This is a genomic window from Lactonifactor longoviformis (assembly GCF_042848515.1).
GTDB classification, from domain to species: Bacteria; Bacillota; Clostridia; order Lachnospirales; family Lachnospiraceae; genus Lactonifactor; species Lactonifactor longoviformis.
Map to the genome: position 1 here is coordinate 2,882,573 of NZ_AP031453.1, position 12,315 is coordinate 2,894,887.

Genomic DNA, 12,315 nt, shown 5'->3' on the forward strand with positions numbered 1-12,315 from the left:
CTATGAAATTAGTAATTCAACGGGTAAAAGAAGCTTTTGTGACGGTAGGCGATACCTGCATCGGCTGTATCGAACAGGGGTTTCTTGTATTTGCAGGCATCGGCAGGGAGGATACCCCTGCTGTTGCGGACCGGTTTATTAAGAAGATGACCGGGCTGCGCATTTTTGAGGATGAAAACGGTAAGACCAATCTATCCCTGAAGGATGTGGGCGGCCAGATACTTTTGGTCTCCCAGTTCACGCTCTATGCCAACTGTAAAAAAGGAAACCGTCCCAGCTTTACAGAGTGCGGGGAGCCAAAAGAGGCGAACAGACTCTATGAATATATGATCCAGAAGATCAGGGAAACAGGAATCCCTGTGCAGACAGGGGAATTTGGTGCAGAAATGAAGGTTTCACTCATCAATGACGGACCTTTTACGATACTGCTGGATGATAAGACCTTTGAGTAAAAGAAGGAGACAGAGAAATGAAGCGTAAGAAACTATTACTGTACGGACTGGTTGTCAGTCTTACTTTCTCAGCTATATCACCGGTTTACGGGGAGGTTCCAGGGAAAGCAGAGGAACAGACAGCGCCCGGGGAAGAGCCTTCGCTTTCGGAAGAAATATCCGGAGAGGAGGATAATGCAGCTGGGGACGGGGAATCCTCCCCCGCGCCTCATGATTCACAGGAAAAAGAAGCCTCTGAGGAAACCATCGGCGGAGAATTTCAGGCAGAATCCAAGACTGCTGCAGAGGCGCCGAAAGCCCCTCCCCAGGAGGTGGTACCTCCCGATGAGGATGCGCAAACAACCAAAAAAGGATGGGCAGAGGAAGATGGTATCTGGTACTTTTACCGGGAGGACGGGACCAAAGCCACCGGCTGGCTCACCGAAGGCAGTCTGCGGTATTATCTGCAGGAAGACGGGAGTCTGAGTCTTGGGCTTACAAAGATAGAGCAAACACTTTATTATTTTGATCCCATAAAGGGACATCTTCGGACCGACAGCAGCAGCTGGCATATCTTTGAGGGGGAGTGGTATTACCTTCAGTCCGGCGTTTCTGTGACAGACTGGAAATTTATTGGCAGCCACTGGTATTATTTCTACAGCGACGGAAAAATGGCTGTGGGAAAATTAGAACTGGGCGGTTCTCTCTATTTTTTTAACAAGGACGGGAGTATGGCTGTAGGATGGTTTCTGGATACAGACGGCAGCTGGTATTACCTGAATACCAATGGGACTGCCAAAACGGGCTGGCTTCAGTTGGGCAAGACCTGGTATTACCTTAACAGCAGCGGTCAGATGGCTGTAGGCAAGGCAGTTGTAGGCAATACCACATACCTATTTAAAGACAATGGAGCCATGCTATCCGGAGGGTGGCATCTTTTCCAGGGAGTCTGGTATTATCTCCGGCCGGACGGCGGTGCCGCCACAGGCTGGCAGAAGATTGGAAATACCTGGTATTATCTTTCCGACAGGGGAGAGATGGCCACGGGCTGGATTAAATCCGGCACTCACTGGTATTACCTGAAAGCGGACGGAAGTATGGCCACGGGCTGGCTTTTGGACGGGAAGTACTGGTATTATCTCAACGGCAGCGGGGCTATGCAGACCGGCTGGTTCCGGCAGGGGAAAGCCTGGTATTATCTTAACGGCAGCGGTATGATGCAGACCGGCTGGGTTCAGGTTGGCAATACCTGGTACTATTTTAACAGCAGCGGACTAATGCAGACCGGCTGGCTGAAGCTTGGCAGCACCTGGTATTATCTCGACGGCAGCGGGGCTATGCAGACCGGCTGGCTGAAGCTTGGCAGTACCTGGTATTATTTAAACGGCAGCGGGGCCATGCAGACCGGATGGTTTCTGGACGGCAAGACCTGGTATTATTTAAACGGCAGCGGGGCTATGCAGACCGGATGGATTAAGTCAGGCGCTGACCTGTATTATCTTGACAGCAGCGGGGCTATGAAAACGGATTGGATAAAGCTTGAAGGGATCTGGTATTATCTGACTCCCAACGGATCCGCCCAGACCGGAAAAGCTGTAGTTTCCGGAAAGAATTATACGTTTAAAGAGAACGGAGCCATGGTGACAGGGTGGTATGCAGAGGATGGAACCTGGTATTATTACGACAGCGACGGGCAGATAGTGACGGGCTGGCTTCTTCTGGGCAAGACTTGGTATTATTTAAAAGAGGACGGAAAGATGGCCACCGGCTGGCTGAAGCTTGGCAGCACATGGTATTATTTAAACGGCAGCGGCGCTATGGCTACGGGCTGGCTGAAGCTTGGCAGTACCTGGTATTATTTAAACGGCAGCGGGGCTATGCAGACCGGATGGCAGACCATTGGAAAATATAAATATTACTTTTACGCCTCCGGTGCTATGGCTTCCGGGTGCTGGGTTGACGACTGCTACCTTACAAGCTCCGGCGCTATGGCTGTGAAACAGTGGATCGGAGATAAGTACGTGGGAGCAGACGGCCATTATGTATCCTCCGTTATGCTTTGGCCCTGCCCGGCGTACACAAGGGTGTCCAGTGATTTTGGGTACAGGGACAAGCCAACCAGCGGCGCAAGTTCATATCACCAGGGCGTAGATTTGGCTGCCCCTAAAAATTCACTGATTTTGGCTGCTGCAAGTGGAACGATCGTAAATGCTTCTTCTCACTATCAGATGGGAAATTATGTAGAAATCGATCACGGAAACGGATTACATACAATCTATATGCACATGGAGAGCCGGGCTTCCAGCGCGAAAAAAGGAACTAAGGTTTCAGCTGGTGACGTCATTGGATACGTAGGGCAGACGGGAGTGGCCACCGGGTATCATCTTCATTTTGGCGTCAGTGTAAACGGAACCTACGTTTCGCCATGGAATTATATTCCAGATCCCCGCTAATGGCTTGTATGTATGTCAGTCAGAGAAAGGAGGGCAGTCTGATGAACAGCATTGATTTGAGAAATGAAATATGGGACTATACCCGATCCATCACCGGATATATGGGAAAGCTTTTTAAGCCTATCATTGACGATACAGGGCTGACTATGATTCAGATCCGGATCCTTCTGGAACTCCATCATACGGAAGAGCAGACGGTGGGCACTATCGGCAAGACCATCGGACTGGCCAGCGGCAATGCCTCGTCCATGTGCAAACGGCTGGAAAAGGACGGATATATTGCCCGCTGCAGAGACACGCTGGATGAACGTGTGGTAAAGCTTACCCTGACGGCCTCCGGCATCCGCATGGTTCAGGAAATCGAGCAGGCTGTCTCTGAAAAGTATGACCCGTACATTCAGCAGCAGCCTCAGGAGGAACTGAGAGAAATCCGATGCGGTATGGAGAAATTGCTGCATCTGCTTCAGTGCCTGTGTGAATTAACACCGGAAGACGATTAATGTTTAAAATACCATGCAGTTTGCATGGTATTTTAATTTTATGGTTTCTTCATAGAATTTACATTGACTATCTCACGATATCTTTATATTATAACTTTAATGTACGGCAAATACCGTACATCTGCCCCAAAATCATGCTTGAGAGGGCAGAATGTCTAAGAAAAAACAGGAGAGTGTGCTATGTTGTATTCAAGCTATTATTTTCAGATTCTTCAACAGTTAATCTATACGGTTCCAGCAGTTTTACTGGCGATTACAGCCCATGAGTTTGCCCATGGCTACGTCTCCTACCGTTTGGGAGATCCCACGCCTAAACAGGATGGAAGGCTGTCTGTAAACCCGCTCAAGCATCTGGACCTTATGGGAACCTTGTGTCTTCTGTTGTTTCACATGGGGTGGGCGAAACCCGTCCGCGTCTGTCCCCGGTATTATAAAGATCCCCGCAAAGGGATGATCCAAGTGGCTCTTGCGGGTCCTGTCATGAACTTTCTTATGGCATTTGTTTCAATGTTTATATTTGGTCTCATAGTACGCATCTTTGGAGGGATGCCCACAGGGATATTTGCCTATTTCTATTACCTGTCTTATTATCTGGCTGTTATTAATGTGGGACTGGGCGTCTTTAATCTGATTCCCATTCCGCCGCTGGACGGCTCCAATGTACTGCGGGAGCTTTTTCCCAGGGTACAGTACTATTACCAGAGGGCCGGACGGTATATGCCGCTGATCCTCATTGTATTGCTGATGACAGGGGTCCTCAGCCGTCCGCTGACCCTTATGGACAACGGGATATTGAACGGACTGTGGAGTATCGTAAAAGGAATTCTGGGGATAGGCTATATAAGCAGCGGAGGAGGAATTGCTGTCTGAGAGCAATTCCTCCTTTCCGTGGCTACAAATATTCACTTAAGATTTCGTACATATAATTGGAGTCAACGGGCTTTGTGATAAATCCATTCATTCCCGCCTTTGCCGCTGCGTCCATATCCTCCTGAAAAGTATTGGCTGTCATGGCTAAGATGGGAACCGTGCTTCCTCCGGATAATGGACTGCTGCGGATTTCCCTGGCGGCCTCCAGACCATTTTTTACAGGCATCTGCAGATCCATCAGAATCAAATCATAATACCCTGCACTGTGGCTTTCAAACATGAAAACCGCTTCCTGGCCGTCACAGGCCCTCTCAGAACGTATCCCCTTCATCTTTAAAAGCTCTTCGGCAATCTCTGCATTTAAATCATTATCCTCCGCAAGAAGAATCCTCTTTCCTCTAAAGGCCTCTTGGGAGACAGGTTCTTTTTGGGGGTTATTCGTCTCTTCGGGTGCCCCTACCGGAAGACTTAAGGTGAAGAAAAATTCTGTTCCCTTTTTCGGGGTACTATTTACCTCTAATTCCCCTCCCATCAGCTTTACGATATTCTGGCTTATAGGAAGCCCAAGGCCGGTGCCCTCGCTTTTGGAGCTGCTGGTGCCTAACTGTTCAAAGACACCGAAGATCTGCTTCTGGAATTCAGGGGCTATCCCGTCCCCTGTATCGGTGACAGAAAATCGATACACTGCCCTGCCGTTCTCAAATGCCTCTTCTTTTACCTTTAATGTGATGCTTCCCCTGGGGGGAGTGAATTTGCCTGCATTGGAAAGAAGATTGGTGAGTACCTGCCGGAGGCGGATGGGATCTCCCGTCACTCTGCTGTGTGTAATATCTGTCTGGAAGATGAATTCCTGGTTTTTTTGCTGGGTTTGTATCCTGGTCATTTCTTCTGCCTCACTTAACAGGTGTTCCAGTGAGAAGGGCTCAGAGGCAATGGTAAGCATGCCCCCGTCCAGCCTAGACATATCAAGAATATCATTGAGGAGAGCCAGAAGATACTTTGTAGAGGAACGTATCTTCTCAAGGTTCCCCTTTACTTCACCGGAGAGCCCCTCTTTCATACAGGTAAGATCCACGAGACCCGCGATGGCATTCATAGGAGTCCGTATCTCATGGCTCATTCTGGATAGGAAGTCTCCCTTGGCTTTGCTTTCAGCCTCCGCACGCCTTAGCTCTGCCTGCAGCACCGTACTTTTCACTCTGGATCTGGCAATTAATACAACAATCAAAAGGATCAGAAGAAGGAAAGCAGCCACAATCAAGACAGCTGCCATAGGATTTTCATAAATCAATTCCTTCAGGGTCACGGGTACATAGCTTCCGGAGACAAAATTACGTCCCGTAATAGCATCCATTTCTTCCTCCTGGATGTCACTGATCCCCTTGTTCAGAATACTCAGCAGCTCCGGGTCCACCGGACGCACCATAGCAAATGAAACCGGCGTACTGGTGTTGTAAAAGGTAACCGGCGTAATATTTCTGTAACTGGGCTTTTGCAGTTCTGTTTCCAAAGAGGTGGCAAGTCCATAGACAAAATCAGCCTCCCCCTGATTGACAGCCTTTACACTTGCCTCTGTGGTGGCATAATATACCATATTTTCAGCCTGCACATCATCGGGGAGAACCCGGCCTTCCAGAACAGCTCCCGTAAGATTGCCGGAAGGATAGCTCACCGAATTATTTTTCACAATCATATTGTTCATAGAGATAAAAGGCTTGGTAAGAGCCAGCCCCTGTTCCCGGGCAGCGTCCTCGGCATCCAGAAACCATCCCAGAATATCTGCATTTCCCTCCTGTACCATCTGAATGGCATCTGTATAAGTGTCTGCAAAGCAATAGGTAAATTCCAGCCCAGAGGATTCAGAGATCTCATCCAGGACGTCTGGTATAATACCATTATGGTGCTGCTTGTCCCCGTCAATACAGAAGTAAGGGTGCCAGTCCTTAACCGCTGCGACTCTGATTTTACCGGCATTTTTAATATATTCCACTTCTTCCGGGTCATATTGAATATCTGCAGTGCGCTGTTCAGGAAAATGCAGTGCGTAGTGTTTCTCCGCAAAATCCGGATCTCCCTCCAGGATGTGACGCAGGGCCATATTCAGTTCATCCATGATCTCCTGTTCTCCATGGGCCACTGAGATATAATAGGGCTGTGCCTCAAAGGTTGCAATCACACGAAAATTCTGAATGTCTTCCAGATCGTTTCCCAGCAGCAGGTCAACCTCTCCATTTTCCAGATGGTGATAAAGCGTATCATTCATCATATCCTTCTGTTTATAATACTTCAGCTGACATTCCAGGCCGTTAAAGTTCAAAAACTCCTGCAGCCTGCGAATCTTTTCATCTGCTTTTTCGTATACGCCAATGGTTTTGCCGTTTAGTGTGCTGAGATCATACGTTCTGAGATCAAGATTATCTTTGCGGCAGAAGAGTACCGCCCGGTTGCTCCCCATCGTATAATCAGGGTAGGAAAAATATGTTTCCAAATCCGGAGAATAAAAGGTTCCCCCCAGCAAGTCATATTCCCCATTCATAAAGTCTGTAATCAACGCCTCAGACTCCCCGGTGATATATTCATATTCCCAATTGGTATACTTGGCAATCTCATTCAGGTAATCCACCACTAGTCCCTGGTGATTTCCCTTTTCATCCGTCTCACTCAGGCCTTTAATATAAGGAAATGCTACTTTAATAACCTTTTTTTCCGGCACAGCAGCTTCGGCCTGCACAGAAAGCGTGTTGCGCTGCACAGAACCTAAGAGGATCAACAGCAGCAGAAAGAACGTGATGATTGTCTTTATTTTTTTTGTTATTCTCATGTGTCCCCCCATATGTGGATTATACGTTGGCATAGGACGAATGCCTGATCTCTGCATTGTCGGCCCCTCGTTCATATCGCCAGTCATATAAAGGATTATATCACAAAAACCGGCAATAGGACATTGTATTTCTCAAATAGGTTTTGTATTACAAAATACGGTTCAAGTCTTACATCTGCCCTTATAGTCTCAGACAAAAAGATTTGTTAAACTCTGTTTCATAAAGAAAACGAGGAGAAAGAGAGGGTTATGTATGCTTAAGGTAAGTCATCTATACAAGTCTTATACCTCAGGAAAGACGGTATATCCTGTATTAAAGGATGTGTCATTTGAAATTAAGGAGGGAGAGATTGCAGCAATCATGGGGCAGTCAGGATCAGGAAAAACTACGCTGCTCAACTGCATTTCCTGTTTTATCCCCTTTGAGCGGGGAGAGGTTCTTTTGGGTGAGCAGAATATCAGAAGTCTGAAGGAAGAGGAACTGTCCAAGGTGCGCAATGAAAAGCTGGGGTTCGTATTTCAGGATTTTATGCTCTTTGACGGTCTGACGGTCTTAGAAAATATCTGCGTACCCCAGGTGATTAAAGGCAGTCAGGCGCTGCAGATGGAGAACCGGGCCAGGCAGCTGTGTGCAATTTTTGGGATTGAGAGGATTATGGAGAAATATCCTGCGGAGATTTCAGGGGGAGAGAAGCAGAGAACCGCAGTTGCCAGAGCATTGATGAATCATCCCTCCGTTATTTTGGCTGACGAACCAACCGGCAATCTGGACAGCAAATCCTGCCAGGCAGTGATCGACGCTTTCCAGACGGCCAGGGAACAGCTGCAGGCTACGATCTTTATGGTTACCCATGACAGCTATGTGGCCAGCTTCTGCGACAGAGTTATTGTACTGAAGGACGGCTGTATCTTTAGAGAAGTAAGGAATGAGGGAAACAGACGGGAATTTATGGATGCCCTGCTGGGGGTTATCCGGGAAGTGGGAGGAGAAAGCCATGACTCTGAATAAAATATATGGAAAGCTGCGCAGGTATAACCGTAAGAACTACCTTCTGCTGACTTTCTGTATTCTTCTCTCTGTTTCCCTTATTACGTCCTATGCCATGATTTATTTCAGCCCGACAGTACAGAACTTTCTTCCCCAAGGGGGGGACAGCAGAAAAATGGGGACTATGATCTTTGCGGCTGCTATTTTAGGCTGCGGAATCTTCACGGTATACGCATCTTCGCTGTTTTTAAAATATAAATCCAGAGAGATGGGTATTTTTATGGCCATAGGGGCTCGGAAACGTCAGCTGCGGTCTGTGCTGTTTACGGATATCGGTATGGTAACTGCATCCTCCTCACTTTTGGGGCTGGCATTGGGTATCCCTGTTTCCAGAGGTGTGTGGGGATTATTCCAGCTGCTGATTGTGGACACCAGGGAGATGCGTTACCAATTTGCCCCCATAGGTCTGGGAGTGGGAGCCGCTTTTGCTGCCGCAGTAACTGTATGCTGCTTCATCCAGGCCGTTGCTTTCCTGAAAAGAAGCAATATTATGGAGATTCTGAATGATCACAGAAAATCAGAGCCTGTCCGGGATGTGAAAGGATGGTACGGTGGAGTGGGAATCGGACTGGTGATTCTGGGATTTCTGCTGGGGTATTTTGGATATGACATATTCAAAATTCTGTTCTCCCGGAGGCCGCCGGCGCTTTGGGGTCTTACCTATCTTCTGGCTGTGGCGGGTGTTTACATGACAGCCGTCTATCTGGTGGTCCATGGGAAGAAAGGCCGCAATCCGCAGAGGTACTATAAAAATATTATTTCTATCAGTATGATGCGCTTTATGGGACGTCAAACTGTGAGAAATATCTGTGTGATTGTCTTATTGGTCTTTGGGGGACTCTTCGCCGTCATCTATGTGCCGGGCATATGGACCCAAAATCAGGAGGTAATTAAAAATATGCCTGTGGATTGCCTGTTTACCTATCCTGCCGGGGAGCAGCAGATCACAGAGGAGGAGATCCAAAAGCTGGCGGATACGTATCAGACTGAGGTGAAGAATTATCGGGAGCTGGAGGTTTGGGAATTAATTGTAGACGGAACTGAGGAGATTTATGACAAAGATGGCCGTATTACGGAAACTTATATAGAGCGTGAGGCAAGCGCCATGTTTCTGAAGGCTGGCGACATATCAAGAATAACGGGCAGTGAAGTTAAGATACCTGCAGGGAGCTACGGGATTGGGGTGAAAAGGGCATATAAACATACAAAGGGAGAGAAACGCCTGCTTCTTACAGACCCCTCTACCGGGAACTCACAGGCACTGACTTATGGGGGAAATGTATTGTTTGATGCCTCTTTGGTGAATGATTTGGGAAACATCTTTTATGTACTGAACGATCAGGAATTTGACAATTACAGCAGCCGTCTGAAGCCAGAAAATAAATACGTGACAGCTGTCTTTGATGTGGATAACTGGAAGGAAACCTATGCGTTTGCATCTGCCCTGAAAAAGCAGATAATTCTCCGCACATCGAAGGCTGCGTCGGTATACGCCGGGTACAATAACTATGTAAAATACAGATATGAGAGCCAGGGGATACCCTACTTTATGGATGAAGAATATCCTCCGGGAGAGGGCAGCCTGAAAATGGATCCTGAGAACAGTATGCTGAGCACCAGCTGGAGATATTATCCCCAATTCAAAGTCCTTCTTGCTCAGGATATGCTGAAAAATATGTCGGTGTATATTATGCTGTTTGTGTATATTGCCATTGTATGTCTGACCGCTGTGGGTGTCATTGCCTATACCAGAGGGGTCTCTATTGGAATAAATTACAAGCAGGTGTTTGTGGATCTGCAGCGCCTGGGAGCCAGCCATACTTATATCAGGTTCTGCATCCGCAGCCAGCTGCGTAAGATCTTCTTCTTCCCTTATTTTATGGGGGTTGCTGTTTCCCTCTTCTACATGTTTCTTATCTATTGGCAGAACGACGGCATCATAACATCTGCAGAAACCAGAGCCATAGGTGTGATACTCCTTGCCATCTGTCTGATTTTTGGTTATATTTATCTGGTATACAGAGCGGCAGACCGAAAGTTCCAGCATCTGGTGGGCATAAGGGAAGCGGCAGGAAAAGAGGAATGACAAGGGGAAGGTGGCTGTATGGTTACAGTGGGAATTTGTGATGACGAGAAGCAGCAGAGGACGATGCTGAGAAGGATAGCAGAATCCTATTTTCAGCTTTTAGGACAAGAGTATAGAGTAGAGGAATATGAGGACGGCGAATGCCTGCTTCGGAAGGTACAGCAGGACCCCTATGGGACAGACATTATTTTCCTGGACATTCAGATGAGCGGGATGGACGGCGTAGAAACAGCACGGAGGATCCGGCACTTTTCCAGGGAAGCTGTTCTGATATTTGTCACTGGCTATGAGGATTATGTTTTCCATGGCTACGAGGTGGGCGCATTAAATTATATCGTAAAGCCTTACGCCAGAGAGAAGATTACACTTGTGCTGGATGAGGCTGTAAAACGGCTGGAGATGGACCGTCAGCGGTGCCTGCCGGTGCAGCAGGGCAGCTGCCTGAGCAAGGTTCCGGTGCGGGAAATCAGGTATCTTTGCAGCCAGCTGAGAAAGATTGTTTTATATACGGTAAATGGGCAGCTGGAGTTTTACGGAAAGCTGGGAGAGGTGCAAAAGCAGCTCCCCGGCTGTTTTGTCCGCACCCATCAGCGATATGTGGTGAATCTGGCTTATGCAGATGAAGTGCGTCCCAACCAGGTGCTGATAGGGAAAGATAGTATCCCGGTGAGCAAAAAATATTCCCAGGAGTTATCGGGTGCATTTGCCAGATTTCTTCTGCAGCAGTAGGAGGGGTTATGGCCAGAGGTTATGTAATTGTATTATGGATCATGTCAATGTGTATGAACCTTATCTCTTCTTTCTTTTTGTACAGACTTTCCGGTCTCTTGGTGGAATACAGAAAAAAGCTCAGATTCTTGTTTCTGGTCTGGTGCATGTTTTTGCTTATTCTGCCCATATACGATACAGATGCCACAAATGTACTGGGAATGCTGGCTGCTTTTTTGTTTATCGTGCTGATCTGCACCAGGGGAGAACTAATCAACAGAATCTCAGCGGTACTAATCTTTTACCCTCTGATTCTGGGGCTGAATTATCTGTTGTACAATAATCCGGTGTATTCCTTTAAAACTAATTTTATGCTGCTCTTCCAACAGAACAGCAATGATCTTGCAGGGGTGGATTATCTGCTCTGTTTTGCTGCCAGCTTTTTTTTGGATCTACTGAGAGTATTGACTTGGGCGTTACTGTACTACGGTTTTAAAAAACGATTAGAGGAAATCAAACGCTACATGTCAGGAAGGATTTGGCTGATTATATCTGTAATCTGTACAATATCATTTCTATCTATGGTGACTGTTATTATATTTCCTCCTTTTGATGCGGAAACTGCAGCTGAGTTCTATAACAGCCCCGGTTTATTTTACGCTTCTTATAGAACCCTCGTCATAGTAATCAGCGGAATTAGTTCAATCATAGGGATCCTGTATCTGCTGCAGCCCGTGATTGAGAATGTAAAAAACAGGCAAACGCTGCAGATAGAAGGGCTGAAAGAAGAGTACTACCGCTCGCTGGAAGAACAGCAGGAGAGTGTCCGGAGGCTGCGCCATGACATGAATAACCACTTCCAGATCATTAAGAGCTGTCTGGAACAGGGGGATATCAGGGGTGCAGGAGAGTATCTGGAACAGTTCGGCAGCAGTCTGCCGGCCGGCACAGGGAATCAGTTCTGCAGTGACCGGGCATTAAATGCCGTTCTGAATCATCGATGGGAAAAATTAAAGATGCTGCAGGCTGATGTTCACTTCAATCTGGAAATAAACCAGGTGATGGAGGTAACCTCCCTGGAACTCTGCACCATATTTTCTAATGCACTGGACAATGCTCTGGAAGCTGTCAGTAAAATTCAGGATCCGGGCCAAAGGAAGGTGTATCTTCAGGCCAGGACAAAGAAGGGATATTTTAGTCTGAGAATTGCCAACAGCAAAGAGAATCGGATGATAAGCTCTCATGGAAAGATCGTGTCGGATAAAAAAGAAGCGGGACATGGATATGGGTTGGAAAATATACGGGAAATTGCAAAACGTTACGGGGGAAATATGGAGGTGGAGTATACGGAGAAAGAATTTGTGCTGTTTCTTTATCTGCGGTTAGAATAGCAGATTA

9 protein-coding genes are annotated in these 12,315 nt (G+C 47.3%); 8 read left to right on the forward strand and 1 reads right to left on the reverse strand.

Annotated elements, in window-relative coordinates:
• Positions 1–2: 2 nt before the first annotated feature.
• The 4 genes from dtd to ACGHCT_RS13300 all read left to right on the forward strand — a co-directional run bounded on the left by dtd (position 3) and on the right by ACGHCT_RS13300 (position 4,254).
• On the forward strand, positions 3–452 hold the full coding sequence (gene dtd / locus ACGHCT_RS13285; RefSeq protein WP_390436243.1) for a D-aminoacyl-tRNA deacylase: 450 nt from the start codon (positions 3–5) through the stop codon (positions 450–452).
• A gap of 17 nt (positions 453–469) precedes the next feature.
• Positions 470–2,884 (forward strand): peptidoglycan DD-metalloendopeptidase family protein, encoded by a 2,415-nt coding sequence (locus ACGHCT_RS13290; RefSeq protein WP_390436245.1) that lies wholly within the window; start codon positions 470–472, stop codon positions 2,882–2,884.
• Between the two features lie 41 nt (positions 2,885–2,925).
• Positions 2,926–3,384 (forward strand): MarR family winged helix-turn-helix transcriptional regulator, encoded by a 459-nt coding sequence (locus tag ACGHCT_RS13295; RefSeq protein WP_390436246.1) that lies wholly within the window; start codon positions 2,926–2,928, stop codon positions 3,382–3,384.
• 180 nt (positions 3,385–3,564) lie between these two features.
• A complete protein-coding gene (locus ACGHCT_RS13300) occupies positions 3,565–4,254 on the forward strand; it encodes a site-2 protease family protein (protein WP_390436248.1) in 690 nt (229 codons plus the stop codon).
• A 22-nt stretch (positions 4,255–4,276) separates the two neighbouring features.
• Here the strand turns inward: ACGHCT_RS13300 and ACGHCT_RS13305 are convergent, their stop codons facing one another.
• Complete coding sequence (locus ACGHCT_RS13305; protein ID WP_390436249.1) at positions 4,277–7,075, reverse strand: ATP-binding protein; 2,799 nt, start codon at positions 7,073–7,075, stop codon at positions 4,277–4,279.
• A gap of 253 nt (positions 7,076–7,328) precedes the next feature.
• On the opposite strand from ACGHCT_RS13305, the gene ACGHCT_RS13310 reads away from it, so the two are divergent.
• The 4 genes from ACGHCT_RS13310 to ACGHCT_RS13325 are packed head-to-tail and all read left to right on the forward strand — an operon-like array spanning position 7,329 to position 12,308.
• Positions 7,329–8,084: an ABC transporter ATP-binding protein gene (locus ACGHCT_RS13310; RefSeq protein ID WP_390436251.1), complete on the forward strand. Its 756-nt coding sequence runs from the start codon at positions 7,329–7,331 to the stop codon at positions 8,082–8,084.
• Positions 8,071–10,209, forward strand: coding sequence for an FtsX-like permease family protein (locus ACGHCT_RS13315; RefSeq protein WP_390436253.1), 2,139 nt, complete (start codon positions 8,071–8,073; stop codon positions 10,207–10,209). The genes ACGHCT_RS13310 and ACGHCT_RS13315 overlap by 14 nt, the downstream gene beginning before the upstream one ends.
• An 18-nt stretch (positions 10,210–10,227) precedes the next feature.
• On the forward strand, positions 10,228–10,938 hold the full coding sequence (locus ACGHCT_RS13320; protein WP_390436256.1) for a LytR/AlgR family response regulator transcription factor: 711 nt from the start codon (positions 10,228–10,230) through the stop codon (positions 10,936–10,938).
• Between the two features lie 8 nt (positions 10,939–10,946).
• Positions 10,947–12,308, forward strand: a complete 1,362-nt coding sequence (locus ACGHCT_RS13325; RefSeq protein ID WP_084068146.1) for a sensor histidine kinase — start codon at positions 10,947–10,949, stop codon at positions 12,306–12,308.
• Positions 12,309–12,315 lie beyond the last annotated feature (7 nt).

Coding starts and splice junctions, on each gene's coding strand:
- dtd (WP_390436243.1), top strand. CDS start 3: ATGAAATTAGTAATTCAACGGGTAAAAGAAGCTTTTGTGACGGTAGGC.
- ACGHCT_RS13290 (WP_390436245.1), top strand. CDS start 470: ATGAAGCGTAAGAAACTATTACTGTACGGACTGGTTGTCAGTCTTACT.
- ACGHCT_RS13295 (WP_390436246.1), top strand. CDS start 2,926: ATGAACAGCATTGATTTGAGAAATGAAATATGGGACTATACCCGATCC.
- ACGHCT_RS13300 (WP_390436248.1), top strand. CDS start 3,565: ATGTTGTATTCAAGCTATTATTTTCAGATTCTTCAACAGTTAATCTAT.
- ACGHCT_RS13305 (WP_390436249.1), bottom strand. CDS start 7,075: ATGAGAATAACAAAAAAAATAAAGACAATCATCACGTTCTTTCTGCTG.
- ACGHCT_RS13310 (WP_390436251.1), top strand. CDS start 7,329: ATGCTTAAGGTAAGTCATCTATACAAGTCTTATACCTCAGGAAAGACG.
- ACGHCT_RS13315 (WP_390436253.1), top strand. CDS start 8,071: ATGACTCTGAATAAAATATATGGAAAGCTGCGCAGGTATAACCGTAAG.
- ACGHCT_RS13320 (WP_390436256.1), top strand. CDS start 10,228: ATGGTTACAGTGGGAATTTGTGATGACGAGAAGCAGCAGAGGACGATG.
- ACGHCT_RS13325 (WP_084068146.1), top strand. CDS start 10,947: ATGGCCAGAGGTTATGTAATTGTATTATGGATCATGTCAATGTGTATG.